General features: G+C 27.5%; 15 protein-coding genes and 1 other annotated feature. Of the genes, 3 read left to right on the top strand and 12 right to left on the bottom strand.

All coding sequences use genetic code 11. The features are described from left to right. Positions 1 to 13: 13 nt before the first annotated feature. The 5 genes from MTX53_RS06470 to MTX53_RS06450 form a co-directional block, all read right to left on the bottom strand. Positions 14 to 1,801: a bifunctional homocysteine S-methyltransferase/methylenetetrahydrofolate reductase gene (locus tag MTX53_RS06470; RefSeq protein WP_244832902.1), complete on the bottom strand. Its 1,788-nt coding sequence runs from the start codon at positions 1,799 to 1,801 to the stop codon at positions 14 to 16. A gap of 145 nt (positions 1,802 to 1,946) precedes the next feature. Continuing rightward, the gene (locus tag MTX53_RS06465; RefSeq protein ID WP_244832901.1) at positions 1,947 to 3,065 is read right to left on the bottom strand and encodes an anti-sigma factor domain-containing protein; all 1,119 of its coding nucleotides are present in this window, start codon (positions 3,063 to 3,065) and stop codon (positions 1,947 to 1,949) included. A 9-nt stretch (positions 3,066 to 3,074) separates the two neighbouring features. Continuing rightward, positions 3,075 to 3,740, bottom strand: a complete 666-nt coding sequence (sigI, locus tag MTX53_RS06460; RefSeq protein ID WP_244832900.1) for an RNA polymerase sigma factor SigI — start codon at positions 3,738 to 3,740, stop codon at positions 3,075 to 3,077. Positions 3,741 to 3,862: 122 nt separating this feature from the next. After that, complete coding sequence (locus MTX53_RS06455; protein ID WP_244832898.1) at positions 3,863 to 4,354, bottom strand: J domain-containing protein; 492 nt, start codon at positions 4,352 to 4,354, stop codon at positions 3,863 to 3,865. A gap of 123 nt (positions 4,355 to 4,477) precedes the next feature. Continuing rightward, the gene (locus tag MTX53_RS06450; protein WP_244832896.1) at positions 4,478 to 5,347 is read right to left on the bottom strand and encodes a methionyl aminopeptidase; all 870 of its coding nucleotides are present in this window, start codon (positions 5,345 to 5,347) and stop codon (positions 4,478 to 4,480) included. 145 nt (positions 5,348 to 5,492) lie between these two features. Here MTX53_RS06450 and MTX53_RS06445 point away from each other — a divergent pair, with 145 nt between their 5' ends. After that, on the top strand, positions 5,493 to 6,632 hold the full coding sequence (locus MTX53_RS06445; RefSeq protein ID WP_244832894.1) for a DEAD/DEAH box helicase: 1,140 nt from the start codon (positions 5,493 to 5,495) through the stop codon (positions 6,630 to 6,632). Between the two features lie 75 nt (positions 6,633 to 6,707). On the opposite strand, the gene MTX53_RS06440 is transcribed toward MTX53_RS06445, so the two are convergent. From MTX53_RS06440 to leuA, 3 genes are all read right to left on the bottom strand, one after another. After that, positions 6,708 to 8,192, bottom strand: coding sequence for a leucine-rich repeat domain-containing protein (locus MTX53_RS06440; RefSeq protein ID WP_244832893.1), 1,485 nt, complete (start codon positions 8,190 to 8,192; stop codon positions 6,708 to 6,710). A gap of 16 nt (positions 8,193 to 8,208) precedes the next feature. Then, positions 8,209 to 9,267, bottom strand: a complete 1,059-nt coding sequence (gene hisC / locus MTX53_RS06435) for a histidinol-phosphate transaminase (RefSeq protein ID WP_244835431.1) — start codon at positions 9,265 to 9,267, stop codon at positions 8,209 to 8,211. Between the two features lie 137 nt (positions 9,268 to 9,404). Beyond that, positions 9,405 to 11,072: a 2-isopropylmalate synthase gene (gene leuA / locus MTX53_RS06430; protein WP_244835430.1), complete on the bottom strand. Its 1,668-nt coding sequence runs from the start codon at positions 11,070 to 11,072 to the stop codon at positions 9,405 to 9,407. A gap of 313 nt (positions 11,073 to 11,385) precedes the next feature. After that, positions 11,386 to 11,616: a binding site (T-box leader), on the top strand. A gap of 41 nt (positions 11,617 to 11,657) precedes the next feature. Here leuA and ilvB point away from each other — a divergent pair. Next, positions 11,658 to 13,340: a biosynthetic-type acetolactate synthase large subunit gene (ilvB, locus tag MTX53_RS06425; RefSeq protein ID WP_244835429.1), complete on the top strand. Its 1,683-nt coding sequence runs from the start codon at positions 11,658 to 11,660 to the stop codon at positions 13,338 to 13,340. Next, positions 13,333 to 13,626, top strand: coding sequence for an acetolactate synthase small subunit (gene ilvN, locus MTX53_RS06420; protein WP_244835428.1), 294 nt, complete (start codon positions 13,333 to 13,335; stop codon positions 13,624 to 13,626). Before ilvB ends, ilvN begins: the two co-directional genes overlap by 8 nt. A 46-nt stretch (positions 13,627 to 13,672) precedes the next feature. On the opposite strand, the gene MTX53_RS06415 is transcribed toward ilvN, so the two are convergent. The 4 genes from MTX53_RS06415 to MTX53_RS06400 form a co-directional block, all read right to left on the bottom strand. Beyond that, the gene (locus MTX53_RS06415) at positions 13,673 to 15,004 is read right to left on the bottom strand and encodes an ATP-binding protein (protein ID WP_244835427.1); all 1,332 of its coding nucleotides are present in this window, start codon (positions 15,002 to 15,004) and stop codon (positions 13,673 to 13,675) included. Between the two features lie 54 nt (positions 15,005 to 15,058). Beyond that, a complete protein-coding gene (locus tag MTX53_RS06410; protein ID WP_244835426.1) occupies positions 15,059 to 15,664 on the bottom strand; it encodes an NUDIX hydrolase in 606 nt (201 codons plus the stop codon). A 68-nt stretch (positions 15,665 to 15,732) separates the two neighbouring features. Next, complete coding sequence (locus tag MTX53_RS06405; RefSeq protein ID WP_244835425.1) at positions 15,733 to 16,176, bottom strand: Lrp/AsnC family transcriptional regulator; 444 nt, start codon at positions 16,174 to 16,176, stop codon at positions 15,733 to 15,735. 257 nt (positions 16,177 to 16,433) lie between these two features. Further along, on the bottom strand, positions 16,434 to 18,113 hold the full coding sequence (locus tag MTX53_RS06400) for a carbon starvation protein A (protein WP_244835424.1): 1,680 nt from the start codon (positions 18,111 to 18,113) through the stop codon (positions 16,434 to 16,436). Between the last annotated feature and the right edge of the window lie 83 nt (positions 18,114 to 18,196).

Raw genomic sequence — 18,196 nt, 5'->3', positions numbered from 1 at the left:
TCCTTTTTCTAGATTAGTTCTCTAATATGTTTTTTATAATTTTTAGAATCATATCTACTCTGTTAAATGGAATTACTAGATAAAGTCCATCAGATATTTTCTTAAGCTTTTTACCAAGTTCTGTTGCTATTTCAATTCCAATTGATTCTGATTCCTCTTTACTTTGTGATGGTGAAAATCTTTTAATGAAATTTTCTGGAATATTAATTCCAGGAAGTTCATTATTTAAAAATACTGCATTTTTATATGTTACAAGAGGCATAACTCCGGATAAAATTTTAACATTAGTTTTTTCTTTTATTCGTTTTAAAAATTCAATAGCTTCATCATCATATATTGGTTGAGTTAAAAAGAAATTACATCCTTTATCTATTTTTTTAAGCATTCTCTCATATTCTGCTTCTTTGTTTTTAACATTTAGATTTAAAGCGCCTCCTACTTTTATAGCATCTTCTTTAAACATCTCATTATTCATACTATTTATAAGTTCAATAAGTTTAAATGAATTTAAATTGAAAACTTTTTTAACTTCAACTCTGCTGGCATCTGAAATTGGATCACCTGTAATTGAAAGTACGTTTCTAATATTTTCAATATATCCACCTAAAAGTTCAGATCTTATTGCATTAATATTTTTATCTCTACAGCAAATATGAGGCATAACATCAATATCTATTTCTCTTTGTATTTTTGATGCAATTATACAAGAATTTGCTCTCATTTTTGCCATTGGAGAATCAGGAATTGTTATAAGATCTACAAGGTTACTTTGCTTTAATTTCTTCGCATTTCCCATAAGCTTTTCTACATCTGGATTAAGTGGAGAACCAAGTTCAATAGCTATAGGAAATTCATTATTCATAAGCTTTTTATAAAATGAGTTTTCTTTTTTTATAACTTTTGCTTTTTGTATATCTGTATAAGAAGAATGAGTAAAGTCATTTTTCTTAAAATCGCCTATTTTTTTATTTAAATGTTCAATATATGAAGGATTTGTTCCACAGCATCCACCAACTATTGATATCCCAAGCTTTTTGGCTGATTCCATTTTCATTGCAAAATACTCAGGTGTATTCGGAAATACTGTTCTTTCATGAATTATCTCTGGATATCCTGCATTCGGAAGAAGTGATACTATTTTTCCTTTAAAATCATACTTCTTAAGAATTGATAGAAGATGTGTTGGACCAGAGCCACAATTTAATCCATATGCATCAATATTTTTTATCTCTGATACTGTTTTAAAAATTGTATCAAATGAAATTCCATCACGTGTATATCCATCAGGTTTTATTGCAAACTGAGTTAAAATAAAACTTTTATTATCTTTTTTTCTAATATAACTTGATATTTCACTTATATATTTTGTACTGCTAAGTGTTTCAAATATAAATATATTGATATTATTATCAAAAAAACAGTCACATATAAATTTTAATTCATCAATGATGTCTTTATCTGTTTCTATATTCTCCTCATATCTTATAGGACCAATACTTGCGCCTATAAATACATCGTTTTTATCTGCACATTCTTTTGCAATAGTGCATCCGCTATCTATAATATCTTTTAATTTTTCACGAGATACATTAAGATTTATTGTATTTGCAGAAAAAGTATTTGTCCTTATGAGCTTTGCACCACTTTTTATATATTCTTCATGAATTCTTCTTACTATATTTTTATTATTCAGATTAGCAAATTCACAATATGTAGAATCATTAGATGTTAGTTCTGAATAATAAGTTCCCATAGCCCCATCTGTTAGTAAAATGTTGTTTTTCAAATATTCTTTAATCATATTTTCCCCCATAAATAATTGCTTTTTTATATTATACTATATTTTTAATTAAATTTTAAATTCTTAACTAAAAAAGCTATTTAAGACATTTTAAAATGTCTTAAATAGCTTTTAACTGTTAAATATTCTTTCCCTAAAACATAAACTAATTTTTTTTATCTAAGCTATTAGTATCTGAAGGTACTAGAGGCTTAATATCTTCACTAGGTATATTTTGATCTTGAGTTTGATCATTATTATCATTTGAATTGCTTGTCTGATTATTTTTATCTGTTGGTTTGTTTTCAGTATCTTCAGTATTTTCAGTATTAAATTTAGTTTTTTCTTCATTAGTAGTAGTGTTATTATTACTAGTAACACCACTATTTATATTTTTAGAATCAGTTGAATTATTGTTATTTGTAACTGCATTATTATTTGCTGATTCTTTAGTATCGTCTTTCGCAGATTGAGAGAGATCTACAGAAGAAGTGTCTTCAATATCTTCATTTTCTTCTGGTGCTATATCTTGAGCTTTCCAATAAATACAGTTTTCTTTCTCTTTTATTATTGCAGTTATATTTGTAACTGATACAGAATCTATATTTTCCTTTGTATCATCATCTGCAACTACAAATGCTTTATATCTTCCAAGACTTATACCTTTATCACTAGCTGCTTTTATATCTTCTTTATTAGCTTTTACAAATGTAATATTTTCATCTTTAAAAGCATCTTTTACAGCAGTTTCAACTGCATCTTTATAAGAGTCATCGGAAATACCTTTAGTAAGAGCAAAAGCAATTAATACTTCTTTATTTTTTTCTAAATAATCTTTTTTTGAAAGTTTATCTTTAATCTTTTCAATGCCTACGTTAATATTGTCTCCTATAATATCTTCTAAATCCAAATTCTTACCATCATCATTTTTACCTTCAGCTTTTATAATAATTTGATTATTATCTGCTTCGATTTGAATGCTTGGATTTATGTCAAGACTAACTACTGCATAAACTTTATTAGAATTTATGCCTAATCCGAATAAGAAAGTAAATGCTATTAAAAATATTGCCGCTATAGATCCAAATGCTTTCATAAACATAAATTTGTTAGAATGAAAATCATGTTTTATTATATTAGACGATTTTATTTTATCTTCATCTAAATAAAAGATTTTCTGACCAACTCCCATATCTTTTTTCAAAGCTATTTTTTCAAGATGTCCATCACTGTTTAATATAATAGCATAGTTTTTGTGGAGTTCCATTACGACACCTTTATTCATTTTTATCACCTACTTTCCTATAAAATTACTTATTCCTTTTAGATTTTTATCAAGCACTATTACTACTGATATAATGAACTTTTTGCTTCTTTTAATTACTTTTTCAGTAATTCCGTATTTCGAAACCATTTTTTTTATTGGAAGCCTGTGTTTTTGATACATAAAAGGTAAAAATTCAGTATCTTTACTTATTTTCTCTGCTATGCTTATAGCGTTTATTCTTGTATTCTTTTGCTTAGGAGCTTCATTTAAAAGATCTTCAAGAGTAAATCCACATAGCGATATTTCCTTTTTGAGCTCATTAATTTCGTCAGTTAGTAAAGTAGAATCTTCAACTTTTTCAAAATATTCATCTTTTATCTCGATTCCTTTTTCAGCTAAATCTTCGATAGATGAATGCGTATGCCTATTTTCCCCTTTTAGATAATTTTTTATTCTACTTCCAATTACAAGTTTTGCAAAAGGTAAAAAATGTCCCTTTTCCATATCATATCGATCAATTGCTTCTGTAAATCCTAAAAGTCCTATGCTTAACTCCTCATCATTTTCGCACGATACATATCTTCCTGTAACATCAGAAATACTTTTAATTATAAAAGGCATATGCTTATCAATTAATATATTGATATCTGTGTTTTTATCAATATTTAAATCTTCTAAAACACAATCAAGCATATTTTCTGCTCCTTCCTCCAACTGTTATATATTACAACTTGAATTTGTTATTTAGGTACTTTTTTTCATGTACACTATAATTTATATATTAACATGAAAAAATACAAATAGTAAATAACTAATTAACACATTCCTTGATTATTATTTCCTCCAGAGCAAGGATTCATGTTACTTTGCTGTTTTGTGTTAAATTTTGTATAATTTAGGGCATACTGCATAATTCTAGATTTTAATGTATTTAAACTTTCTATATATTCCGCATTTTCTGGATCTAATTCTATTGCTTTGTTTAAATAATTTACAGCGGTTTCAAACCATCCTCTATTTACAGACACAAATCCTTTTAAATAATTCCATTCGGCATTATCTTTATCATCAACCAAATTTAATTTTGATTCAGCCATTGGAAAATTTTTGTTTTCAATCAGTTTTCTTATTTCTGTGTAAATATTCTTAGTAATTAAAGCATCATATGCAAAATTTAAATTCTCAAGATATTCTAAAGTAAAGTTTTCTTTATTATCATTATATTCATCAAGTAAATTTTTGTAACGTTCTTTTATCTGCTCTTCATCTGCATCATTTTCTAAATTTAATATTTCATAAGGGTTCAAAATATCACTCTCTTTAAACAAATTTATTCTATACTATTTATATTTAAATAAATTGAAAAAATGATAAAAAAATAAGACCATTTACTGTATTATTTTAGTAAATAGTCTTAATTAAAGATTTAATTATTCTGCTAGAATTTCTATTCCATCTTCTGTTATAAGAATTGTATGTTCCCACTGAGCAGAGAGTTTATTATCATCTGTATATATAGTCCAATCATTATCTTCATCTACAAAAACTTCAGAAGTTCCTTCATTTATCATAGGCTCAACTGTAAGTACCATCCCAGGAACTAAAAGCATATCTGTACCTTTTTCACCTACATGAGGTACAAAAGGTTCTTCATGAAATTCATTACCAACTCCATGACCTCCAAGGGCCACTACTACTGAATATCCATTTTCTTTTGCATGTCTATTACATGCTTCTCCAATATCTCCTAAAAATCCCCATGGTTTAATAGCATCTATTCCAAGTTGCATACATTCTTTTGCAACTCTAACAAGCTTTTTAGCATTTTCAGAGGTTTCACCTATAATAAACATTCTAGATGCATCTGAATAATATCCATTTAATATTGTAGATACATCTACATTAATTATATCTCCATTTTCTAGAATAACATCTTTATCAGGGATTCCATGACACACTTGATTATTTATTGATGTGCATACACTTTTAGGAAAGCCTTCAAAATTAAGAGGAGCAGGTATCCCTCCATGTTCTATTGTATATTTATATACCATATCATCAATATCTTGAGTACTCATTCCTTCTTTTATTTGGGATGCAATAAGATCTAATACTCCATTATTTACTTTTCCGCTTTTTCTTATTCCTTCAATATCTTTTTTATTTTTTATGATATCTCTTGATGGTACTATATGACCTTCTGATTTATATTTTTCTATCTTTTGATCAAATTCAAGATGACATCTTTTATACTTTAATCCACTTTTGCACCAGCATTTTGCATTTCTATCTAACGACATTAAAATTACACCTCTAAATCTAAATTTTGTATTCACATAATTATATCTTATTTTATATAAAATAATCAAATGAATATTATACTGGCAATTTTAATCGTTAAATTATATAATTATTAAGTTAACATATAAAGAAAGGAATTTAAGTATGGATGAAATAAATAATTTTTTAGACTTTAATTTTGATGAATATATTATTGATTTTTTAAAAAATAATAATATTAAAGTTCCAACTAAAATACAGTCTTTAGTAATTCCTAAAGCATTAGAAAATAAAGATATAGTAGCTGAATCTGTTACTGGAAGTGGAAAAACATTTGCATATCTTCTTCCAATTTTAAAAAAGATCGATAAAACAAAAAAAGAAATGCAGTGTTTAATTTTAACTCCTACCCATGAACTTGCAATGCAGATAACTAATATTACAAGAGAATTAATAAAAAATTCTCCATATGATATATCATGTGAACCTATTATTGGTGATGTGAATATAAATAACCAAATTAAAAAGCTAAAGCAAAAGCCTCAAATAATAATAGGAACAACTGGAAGGATACTTGATTTAATTAAAAAGAAAAAGATATCTGCATACACTATAAAAACAATAGTACTTGATGAATGTGATAATCTTTTGAATCCTAAAAGAGCAGCAGTTTCTAAAAACATAATAAAATCTACTATGAGAGACAGACAGCTTATGGCGTTTTCAGCTTCAATTCCAAATAGTATAATTGAAGATCTTAAAAAAATAATGAAGGAACCAGTAATATTAAAAACTAATAATAATATAACTGTTAATCCTGATATTGAGCATATCTATTTTGTATGTGATAGAAGAGATAAATTCGAAGTATTAAGAAAAGTTCTTTCAAGTATAAACGTTAAAAAATCTATTGTTTTTGTAAACAACAAAGAAGATTTGAAACTTATAGAAGAAAAATTGAACTTTCATAAAAAGAATGCTTTTGATTTATCGTCTTCAATATCAAAAGAAGAAAGAGAAAAAGCAATTAATATGTTTTTATCAGATAAAATCAATGTGCTTGTTTCTTCAGATATTGGAGCAAGAGGACTTGATATTGAAAATATATCATGTGTATTTAATCTTGATCTTCCGCTTAATGCTGATGATTATCTTCACAGATGTGGAAGATGCGGAAGAAACAATAAAAAAGGAACCTCTATTTCAATAGTTACAAATAAAGAATTAAATATAATAAAGAAATATGAAAAAACTTTTAACATAAAATTTGTGGAGAAGAAGATCTATAAAGGAATTATATCTTAAAAAAATAAAAAATAAGAAAGTTTTCAAATTAAAGAAAACTTTCTTATTTTTTTATAAATTTTTAGATAAAAATTCTTAGTATGCATAATAAAAATAATGTGTTGCTCTATCAGTTGTTGAAGTTGAATATAGGATGTTTCTTCTATGAAGAATATTACCACCATTTTCATATTCTTGATTATCAACAATATACGCAACTCCAGTATTTATATCATCCCATCCCATAAAAATATATACATGAGTATATCCTGCAGTAAATACTATATCTCCTGGTTTTAATCCATATAAATCATAGCTATATGAAAATCCAAGATTTTTAAGAATATTTTCAAGCTGATATGTATTTGCAGTTGAATATGGAATATTAATCCCAATTCTTCTTAATGCTTCAGATGAAAAATAAACACAATTATTAGATGTTATTCCACTATGAAGACGTATTGCTGCATAATGAACACTCCATTCATTGTTTGCACTTGTCATATATTTAAATAAGTTAAAATTTGTAGCTGAATGAGTATAATTTCCTCCTACATATGTAGTTGTTCCGTCAGGTTCTATATATGTATAATCATTAACCCATGTATTTTTTATAAGATGTCCATAATTATCAAAAGAATAATTTTGTCCGTCTATTAAAACATCTGTTCCTGTTACCATTTTACCAGATGTTTTGTCAAAATAAAAAGTCTTATTCCCTAAATATATCCATCCATATGACATTTTTCCACTATCATTAAAATAATACCATTCACTATCTATTTGCTGCCATCCTAAAAGCATAGATCCATCTTCAGAAAAATAGTATTTATCACCATTTATTTCTTGAATGCCTTTTAACATTTTGCCTTCTTGGTCAAAATAATAATACTTTCCATTTATAAACATCCATTTGTTCTTTTCCATTTCGCCATTATCGTAATACAAAAATGATTCATTATCATCTTTTTCCCAGCCATTTTTTACAAAACCATCTTCATCAAATTGATAAGTTTGTCCATTTATTTTATAATCTCCAGTTACTCTGTTTCCTGCATGATTATAATAACAAAGCTTACCTTTTAAATAATGAAAACCTTCATTTAATCTAAAACCATTTCCATCTATATCACAATATGTATAGAAATTATCAATAGTTTTCTTTTCTATATTTTCAGTAATTTCACTGAAATTATTATCACCAAGATCAAGATATTTCAAATTTGGAAGCTTACCAAGTTCGTCTGGAATGTCTCCATCGAGTTTTGTATAGTTTAAATTAAGATACTGTAGATTTTGAAGTAATCCTATTGTATCTTCAGGAATATGTGATTTTAATCTTTCATTTTTTAAATCGATTTTTGTGATTTTTAAGAAATCATCTTTTGTTAATTCATCATATCTTTTATTTAGCTGTCTACCAACTTCTTCAGTAAGCCAGTTATCTTCTGCCTTGAAATTTTCTTCTTCTGTTTCAGCTTGTCCATCAACTTTAGCTGAAGCATAAACTATATGCGGTACAGATAAAAATATGGTAAATGCAAAAATAATAACCGCTAGTTTATGATTTTTTATAAACATTTAATTAGATCCTCTCTCAATTTATTATGAATTTTAACTTTGCTAAAAGAATATCCATTTCTTCATCTGTTCCAATTGTTATTCTAAGATAATCTGTTATTCTTTTATCGTTAAAGTGCCTTACAAGTACACCATTTTCTTTAAGTTTTTTGTAAAGATACTCTCCTTCCATTTCTTTATATTTTGCAAAGATAAAGTTTGATTTCGACTCTATAACAGTAAATCCTAGTTCTCTTAAACTTTCAGTATACTTATTACGTGTATTTTGAATTTTAAGTGATAAATTTTTATAATAGTTAGAATCATTTATTGCTTCTTCTGCACCTTTTAAAGCAATTCTATCTAATGTATAAGAATTTATTGAATTTTTAACTCTGTTTAACCCCTCAATAAGTTCTTTATCGCCAAGAGCAAACCCAACTCTTAAGCCTGCAAGAGATCTTGATTTTGAAAAAGTCATTATAACTAATAAATTCTTATATTTGTGTATGAATTCACTCATAGACTTACCACCAAAATCAATATATGCTTCGTCAACTACTACAACACCATCTTTATTATTTTCTAAAAGACTTATGATTTTTTCTCGCTCTACATATTTTCCTGTTGGTGCATTTGGATTTGGAAAAATAACGTTAGAATTTTTTCTTTTAAACTTATTAACATCAAGTTCAAAATTTTCGTCTAATTCTATCTTTTCATAATCTAAATTATAAAATTCTGCATAAACAGGATAAAATGAATAGCTAATGTCGGGAAAAAGAAGTTTTTTACTTTTTGAAAAAAATGTCTTAAAAGCAAATGATAATATTTCATCAGATCCATTTCCGACAAATACTTCATCTTTATTTATGTTATATTGTTTTGATATAGCACCAATAAGATTTCTGCATGTTGGATCAGGATAAAGCCTAAGATCAGCATCTAATGCATTTTTCATAGCCTCAAGAACTTTACATGATGGTGGATAAGGATTTTCATTTGTATTTAGCTTAACATAATTTTTGTCTTTAGGCTGTTCACCTGCAACATATGGCTTAATACTATTAATTTCTTCATTCCAGAATTTACTCATTTAAAATCGCCCCCCTAAATTAATTATATTGCATTACTTATTATACAACAATTTTTTTAGAATTATAATCTTTATTATATTACAAAAAAATTAAAAAAGCGCCCAAAATAAACTTTCTGGACACTTTTTTTTATTTACTATTTATATAATCTATTAATTGCACTCATTATAGCTTTTATTGAAGCTTTTGTAATATTACTATCAACTCCTACACCATATGTTTTTTCATTATTATCATTTCTCTGCATATAAACATATGAAGCAGCTTTTGCTTCTGAACCTGTACTTAATGCATGCTCTGTATAATCTATAATCTTTGTATCAATCATTACACTTTTTCCTATAGCTTTCTTAAATGCATCTATAGGACCATTTCCAACAGCTTTAATTATTTCTTCATTTCCATTTGCTTCTATAACTCCATTAACTAATGTACTGTCTTCATCAGAATTTGTATCTAAATCAGCAAAACTTACACTTACAAGTTTAAATGGTTTAGTTATATCTAAATATTCATCTTTAAATGTATCCATAATTTCATCAGGAGATATTTCTCCTTCTTTTTCTGATTTTTGTTGAATAACTTTTGCAAATTCTCCTTGCATAACTTTTGGAAGTTTATATCCATAGCAATGATCCATAACAAATGATATTCCACCTTTTCCTGATTGAGAATTAATTCTTACAAGAGCTTCATACTCACGGCCTAAATCTCTTGGATCTATGGGAAGATAAGGTACTTCCCAGTAGTTTCCATGTCTTTCCTCATATTTTCTCATTCCTTTATTTATAGCATCTTGATGAGAACCTGAAAATGCTGTAAATACAAGGTTCCCAGCATAAGGATGACGAACATGAACAGGAATTTTTACACATCTTTCATAAACATTAATTATTTCATTAATATTTTCAAGATTAAGCATAGGATTTACACCATGTGAGAACATATTATATGCAATAGTTAATAAATCAACATTACCAGTTCTTTCACCATTACCAAAAAGTGTACCTTCAACTCTATCTGCACCTGCTAAAAGCGCAAGTTCTGAATCGGCAACTCCTGTACCTCTATCATTATGAGGATGAACACTTAAAATAACACTTTCTCTGTCTTTAAAATGAGTACTCATCCACTCTATTTGGTCTGCAAATACATTTGGAGTATCCATTTCTACTGTTGCAGGAAGGTTTATAATAACCTTTTTATTTTTAGATGCTTCCCACGTATCAAGAACTGCTTCACATACTTCAAGAGCATAATCTACTTCTGTTCCTGTAAAACTCTCTGGTGAATATTCAAGTGAAATTTTGCCCTTAAAATCTTTAGAATATTCCTTTACGAGTTTTGTTCCCTCTACTGCCATATTTTTGATTTCATCTTTACTCATATTAAAAACAACGTCTCTTTGAAGAACTGATGTTGAATTGTATATATGAACAATAGCTTTATCAAGACCTTTAAGAGATTCAAATGTTTTCTTTATAAGATGAGGTCTAGCTTGAGTTAATACCTGAAGAGTAACATCAGATGGAACTCTCTTCTCATCTATAAGTTTTCTTAGAAAATCATATTCAATCTGTGAAGCTGATGGAAATCCAATTTCTATCTCTTTAAAACCAAGTTTTACAAGTAAATTAAAGAATTCCATTTTTTCGTCAACTGTCATAGGATTTATCAAAGCTTGATTACCATCTCTTAAATCGACACTACACCATATTGGTGCTTTAGTAATTTCATTATTTGGCCAAGTTCTTTCCTTGAAATTAATAGTTTTGAATCTTTTATATTTTTTATAATTTAACATTTTTTCTGCCCCCAAAATAAATATTTATTAGAATTAAAATTTGTTATTAATTAGTACACTATGAGTTACATAATCTTAGTATACTTAAGTCCCCATAAATTTTAATAATAAATATTTTTATTTTGTCAATTATTTTCTTAACCCCACAAAAACCACCTCTAAAACTAAATTTTTTAAATTTTAAATGTATCTTACCACACAAACTTCATTTTGTAAACTATTATTTATATATTTGTTTTTTAATTAATTTTAAAAAAAATATTATAAAGTATTGATATTTTTTAAATTTTTAAATATAATAATAATAATTTAATAATTTGCAATGATGTGGAGAAGTAGAAATTTATTGAAGCTTAGAGAGAAAATGTATGCTGCAAATTTTCATGATATAAATTTCGAATCTAGCCAAGGAGCTTTTAAAAGAAATCTTTTATGAGAGTAGAATTAAACGGTCATCTTCCGTTAAAGAGATAGTAATTTTTATTACATGAGTGTATATCGCAAGATATAAATTTAGGTGGTACCGCGAGCTTTCGTCCTATTTTGTTTTAGGGCGTTTTTTTATTATTTAAAGGGGTGATTATTTTGAAATTTAGTGGGGCAGAAATTGTAATTAAACTACTAGAAATGCATAATATAAAATTTATTTCAGGAATACCAGGTGGATTTAATCTTCCACTATATGATGCATTATACAAAAGCAGTATAACTCATATTCTTGCACGAAGTGAACAAGGAGCTGCATTTATAGCTCAAGGTATTTCAAGAACTTCTAAAATTCCAGGAGTATGCTTTGCAACATCAGGACCTGGGGCAACAAATCTTATTACAGCAATAGCAGATGCAAAGCTTGATTCTATACCACTTATTGCAATAACAGGTCAAGTTCCTTTATCTGCAATCGGAACGGATGCTTTTCAAGAAGTAGATACGTATGGGCTTACAATTCCAATTACAAAGCATAATTTTTTAATTAGAGATATAAGCGAATTAATTCCTGCAGTGAATAATGCCTTTAAGATTGCAATGGAAGGTAGAAAAGGTCCTGTAGTTATTGATATTCCCAAAAATATTCAAACTGAAATTATAGATATAGATATAAAAGAATTTTCTAAAACCTATATATCAGAAAATGAACAACAAGTTTCTGCAATAGAAAATTATACTTTAAATTATATAGCGGATCTTATAAACAATTCAAAAAGACCAATTATATATGCAGGAGGCGGTATTATATCATCTAATTCCTCTAAGAAGCTTTATGAAGTTTCAAATAAAGGAAATATTCCTGTATCATTGAGTCTTATGGGACTTGGAGCTTTCCCAGCTGATAATACTTTATATTTAGGTATGCTTGGAATGCATGGTGCGCCTTATACTAATTATCTTCTTTTTGAATCAGATCTTATTATTGCACTTGGAGTAAGATTTGACGACAGAGCAACAGGAAATATAAAAAAATTCTGTCCAAAAGCTTCGATTATTCAAGTGGACATAGATCCTGCAGAAATTGACAAAGTAAGAAAGTGTAATGTTTCTATATCATGTGATGTACATGAGTTTTTAAATAATATTCTTCCTCTTATAAAAAAGCAGAAACGAGAAGACTGGATTTTAAGGATAAACAGCTATAAAAAGAATTATCCTCTTAAAAAATTTGAAAGTATTTTTCATCCATCAAATATAATTTCATATGTTTCAGAAAATGTGCCTTCAAATACAGTAATTACAACAGACGTAGGACAACATCAGATGTGGGTTGCTCAAAGATATCTTTTTAAAGAGCCTAATACTTTTTTATCGTCTGGAGGTCTTGGAACAATGGGATTTGGTCTCCCAGCTGCAATTGGGGCTGCAATTGAAGATAAAAATAAAAAAGTTATCTGTTTTTCTGGAGATGGATCAATTTTAATGAATATTCAAGAACTTGCAACATTAAGTGAATTAGATCTTGATGTAAAAGTAATAATTTTTAATAATCACAGACTAGGTCTAGTTCATCAGCAGCAGGATTTATTCTTTAAAAAACACTTTATTGCTTCTTCTTTTATAAAAAATCCTGATTTTGAAACTATAGGAAAAGGATTTTTTATAAATTCAGTTACTTTAAATAATGAAGCTGATCCTATTAAAAAATTAAAAGAAATTTTAAAGTCTAAAAAACCCTATCTTATAAATATAGAAATAGATGAAAATGAGAATATATATCCAATGGTTAAGCCAGGCAGTTCAAATTTAAATATGATAGGATGTGATATAGGTGATTAATAAAGATTTTTATCTTATTGAACTTATAGTTCAAAATCATTCAGGCGTAATGAGTCATATTACTGGCCTTTTTACGAGACGTGCATTTAATCTTGAAGGAATACTCTGTGCTAGAATTGGAGATGGTTCAACAAGTAAAATTTATCTTCTTGTAAAAAATGATTTTATACTTGAACAGATTATAAAGCAGCTTGAAAAATTATACGACGTTTTAGAAGTTAAGCTTCATCAGGATTTTAATTATTCAATATTTGGGAATCTTGAGGATGTTCTTAAAATTAAATAGAAAAAAGCACCTCATACAAAATCTTTATATGTATGAGGTGCTTTTTTTATTTATCTAAAATTCCTTCAAGATTATTTATAAACTGTTTTGCAGTTCTTGGCGATTGCCCATTATGCCACCTTACCCATTTTATTGCTTCTTTATGAAGATATTCTTTGTCGCAGTCTATATTCCTCTCTTTAGCTATTTTGTCAACTATATTTAAGTATTCTTTCTGATTTGGTGAATAAAATGATACTGTAATTCCAAATCTATCAGATAGAGAAAGCTTTTCCTCAACTGTATCCATTGCGTGAACATCATCATTATCTGATGATCTTTCACTAAATGTTTCTTTAACAAGATGTCTTCTATTTGTTGTCGCGTAAATAATAATATTATTTGAATTTGTTTCTACTCCACCTTCTAATATTGTTTTAAGTGCAGAGTAACTTTCCTCTCCTTCTTCAAAAACAAGATCATCTACAAACACTATAAATTTAAGATTCTTATTTCTTAATATCCTTATAATTTTAGTAAAATCAACAAGCTTTTCCTTATCTACTTCAATAAGTCTTAAACCATCTTTATAAAACTCATTTATTATAGCCTTTACTGTAGAAGACTTTCCTGTTCCTCGTGAACCATATAAAAGAATGTTGTTCGCAGGAAGGCCCTTTAAAAACTGTTTAGTATTTTCTATAATAGTTTCTTTTTGATATTCGTATCCAACAAGCTGTGAAAGGAGTATAGGATCAGGAGAATTCACACCTCTTAGATAACCTTTTTTATCATTATTTTCCCATACAAAAGCACGATATTCTCCAAAAATTCCAGTACCATATTTTTTGTAAAACTCAATTATATTTTCTAAAGAGTCTCCCCAATTATCACAATTTAAAATATTATACTTAAGTTTATCTATTTCTTTATATGTATTATACTCTTTATCAATATCTGTTTCTAAATCTATGAGATTTTTTACAATTTCTTCTTCAAAATCAAATGCCTTTCCTTTTACGAGAATAACTTGTTTTATTACATTAGAATTAATATCTGATATGTAATGAAGTGCTTTAAGTTCAAATTTTACCTGTTTAACAATAAATGGATTGATCATATTATTCATATCAATCATTGATGTAAATGCATTATTATCTAAGAATATCTTATCAATTATATATTTTTTTAAAGATATTCCAGAAGCTTTCTCTAAAAGAGAATAGAGAAATTTATTATATTTGTCTATAGCCTCTTCTACATTTACATCATCATTACTTAAATACTGAAGTAAATCTTTGTATTTTTTTAGCACCTCATCATTTTTTATTGATGTAAAAATACACAAGGAATTTATCATCATATTTGCTTTGCTTATTTTTTCAAAATCCGTTTCCATATATTTTGCCCCCAAATTTTATATTATTCCTTTATTATACCACCTTTATTTACTTTACTCTATAAACATTTTTTCACCTACACAAGCAAATTCTTTAAGAACAAAATATGCCTTTACATCTATTTTATTATTGCTATTTAATATAGATAATGCCTCATTTTTATCTATTAATAGAGTTTCTATATCTTCATCATCTTCTTGAAAATCTGTACTTATTTCTCCATCACAAGTGCAGTATATTAATTTAAATGATTCATCGGTCATTCCAGCAGATGCATATATATTTTCTTTGCTTTTTAATATTTTTACTAAATTAAGTCCTGTTTCTTCTTTAAATTCTCTTGATGATGCACTTAAAGATTCTTCATTTGGTTCTACAAGACCTGCTACAAGTTCATATATATAGTCATTAATTGGAACACGATATTCTTTAATTATTACTAGCTTTTTATATTTTTTATGAAATGCTGCAATAACTACTGCATCATCTTTAGAGTCAGATATTTTTAAAAGTGTATTTTTATATTCATCTTCTTTTTTTCTAGATGCAACAATCCAGTTTCTTATAGTATCTTTTTTATTTTTATATAAAACTTTGTATAAATTCAAAAAAGGTGTTTTATTTAACAATTCTATACTAGTTATTCTGTGTATATTCATTTTTACATCTCCTTAATAAAAATCTATACTTTTATTATATCTAATTTATATAAAAATCAACATATTAATTAAACTCCTTTTACTATTTTTAATCCACGTGCTTCAACTGGAGTTGAAAATACTATCTGAGTCTCTGTATTTCCGAATTTCTGAAGTTTTCCTATAAAATTATCAAGTTCTATTGTTGAGCGATATGCTACTTTAATAAGCATTGAATATTTTCCAGTTACGCAGTTGCATTCAAGTACATTAGGACATGATGCAATAAAAGGATAGAATTCAGTTTTTTGATTTGGTGACATTTCAAGATTTATAAAAGCCTTAATGTTATAATCTAGTTTTAAAAGATCAAGTGTAGCTGTATATCCTGTTACTATGCCGTTATTTTCTAGTTTTTCAATTCTTGCAGATACAGCAGGTGTTGATAGAAATACTTCTTCTGCCAGACGCTTCAAAGGATATCTAGCATTTTTTTCTAATAAGTCTATTATTTTTAAATCAATTTTATCCATGTGTGTTTCCTCTTTCTTCTTTTTTAACAAACAAAAAGAGGCATGTAATCTAAATCACATGCCTCATTGCATTTCTTATAAAAATTATATTATATTATTATAATAAAGTTTTTAGATATAAAAAGCAAGTATTTTTAAGTTTCTTTTTTAAATAATATTATTTAAATTAGAATTTACTCATTTAATATATGTTTTTATATTAAAAAAGAAGGGATATAACACTTTATTTTGTGCTATACCCCAATAAGTTTTGCAATTTATGCTTCAATAGCATTATCATCTTTTACAAATAATTTCTTTAGACAATGAACTGCTATTAATAATCCAAGTCCTATAAGAAGAATAGCAAATATTAATTGCAAGCCATCAGTTAAGAATACAAACTTTCCTGTATTCAATTTTAATAATATTGATACTAATGACTGAATTAATGATGTAAATGTTACTGCAAGCATTATAAACATTGGAGCCCAAAGCATTGCACCTTTTCTGTGTGTTGTTTTTAAAAATACTGAAAGGGTTATAAGTACTAATGCTGATAATAATTGGTTAGCTGCACCAAATAATGGCCAAACATTGTTATATCCTCCAAGTGATAATAAAGCTCCTATTCCTAAAGTAAGTATTGTTGCAACGTATTTATTTGTGATAAATTTCTTAAATCCTGTAAAATCTTTATCTTTACTCTTTGAATCATAGAAAAATTCTTGAAGACTCATACGTCCTATACGTCCAACTGAATCAAGACTTGTTAAAGCTAATGCAGAAACACACATTGTCATTATACATGTTGCTGCATATGATGGAATTCCAAATATCTCTAGGAAACTTGCAACATGTGATGAAAATATTGAAAAAGGTGTTCCTTTTGGCATTTGTCCATTTGTTGCTGCAGATCCAACAACTATTAATGCAATAACTCCAAGTAATGTTTCAATATTCATAGCACCATAACCTATAAAGAGCATGTCTTTTTCATTTTTAACTGTTTTTGAAGAAGTTTCTGATGAAACAAGACTATGAAATCCTGAAACAGCACCACATGCAATTGTTACAAATAATGTTGGAAAAAGATATTTCCCATTTACTTCAAATCCAGTAAAAGCAGGTAAATTCATTGGTGGATTATTAACAATAACACCAACAACTGCTGCTAAAATCATTCCAATAAGTAAGAATGTGCTTAAATAATCTCTTGGCTGCATTAAAATCCACATTGGAGTAATTGCAGCTAAGAAAAGATAGATAAATATTACAACTAGCCAAGAATATTTGCTTAATATTATTGGATATGCAATACCTGCAACTAGCATTGCAGCTAATAAAATAATTCCGATAACAAATTGTAATTTCTGAGATGGTTTATTATATTTAATAAATAAACCAAATAAAACTGCTACTACAATAAATAACATTGAAATAGATGCTGCTGCACCACCTGCATAATTTTTAGTGCCTTGTGCTGTATATCCATTAAATGTTCCTGCAACCATATCTGCAAAAGCTGCAATTACAAGAAGTGAAAATATCCAAGCAAATATGAAAAATAATTTTCTACCAGTTTTTCCTATATACTGTTCTACTATTTCTCCAATTGATTTACCGTCTTCTTTTACTGATGCATAAAGTGCTCCAAAATCATGTACTGCACCAAAAAAGATTCCCCCAACGAGTAACCAGATTAATACCGGAAGCCATCCGAACATTGCTGCAATTATAGGTCCAGTTACAGGACCTGCACCTGCAATTGATGAGAACTGATGTGAAAATACAACTCCTTTTGGTGTTGGAATATAATCTTCACCATCCTGCTTAGTATATGCAGGTGTCTTTCTTTCTGGGTCTATTCCCCAAGTTTTGACAAGCCATCTTCCGTAGCAAAGGTACCCCAAAGCCAATACTACGATTACTATGGCTATCATTATAAGTCCGTTCATAATAAAAACCCCCATTTTTATAAATATAATTATTGCAATTATTGCGAAAAAAGATAAATTATAAATTGTTTATCTTTGTACAA

Source organism: Clostridium sp. BJN0001 (assembly GCF_022869825.1).
Taxonomy (GTDB): Bacteria; Bacillota; Clostridia; order Clostridiales; family Clostridiaceae; genus Clostridium.
The sequence above is the reverse complement of the archived record's forward strand: the minus strand, read 5'-3'. Positions and strand labels throughout refer to the sequence as shown.

What these genes read in the sequence shown, in the direction of transcription:
- MTX53_RS06465 (WP_244832901.1), bottom strand. Translation starts at nt 3,065, where the DNA reads ATGAATAAAGGTGTCGTAATGGAACTCCACAAAAACTATGCTATTATA.
- MTX53_RS06440 (WP_244832893.1), bottom strand. Translation starts at nt 8,192, where the DNA reads ATGTTTATAAAAAATCATAAACTAGCGGTTATTATTTTTGCATTTACC.
- MTX53_RS06410 (WP_244835426.1), bottom strand. Translation starts at nt 15,664, where the DNA reads ATGAATATACACAGAATAACTAGTATAGAATTGTTAAATAAAACACCT.
- MTX53_RS06400 (WP_244835424.1), bottom strand. Translation starts at nt 18,113, where the DNA reads ATGAACGGACTTATAATGATAGCCATAGTAATCGTAGTATTGGCTTTG.
- hisC (WP_244835431.1), bottom strand. Translation starts at nt 9,267, where the DNA reads ATGAGTAAATTCTGGAATGAAGAAATTAATAGTATTAAGCCATATGTT.
- leuA (WP_244835430.1), bottom strand. Translation starts at nt 11,072, where the DNA reads ATGTTAAATTATAAAAAATATAAAAGATTCAAAACTATTAATTTCAAG.
- MTX53_RS06415 (WP_244835427.1), bottom strand. Translation starts at nt 15,004, where the DNA reads ATGGAAACGGATTTTGAAAAAATAAGCAAAGCAAATATGATGATAAAT.
- MTX53_RS06445 (WP_244832894.1), top strand. Translation starts at nt 5,493, where the DNA reads ATGGATGAAATAAATAATTTTTTAGACTTTAATTTTGATGAATATATT.
- MTX53_RS06405 (WP_244835425.1), bottom strand. Translation starts at nt 16,176, where the DNA reads ATGGATAAAATTGATTTAAAAATAATAGACTTATTAGAAAAAAATGCT.
- sigI (WP_244832900.1), bottom strand. Translation starts at nt 3,740, where the DNA reads ATGCTTGATTGTGTTTTAGAAGATTTAAATATTGATAAAAACACAGAT.
- MTX53_RS06450 (WP_244832896.1), bottom strand. Translation starts at nt 5,347, where the DNA reads ATGTCGTTAGATAGAAATGCAAAATGCTGGTGCAAAAGTGGATTAAAG.
- MTX53_RS06470 (WP_244832902.1), bottom strand. Translation starts at nt 1,801, where the DNA reads ATGATTAAAGAATATTTGAAAAACAACATTTTACTAACAGATGGGGCT.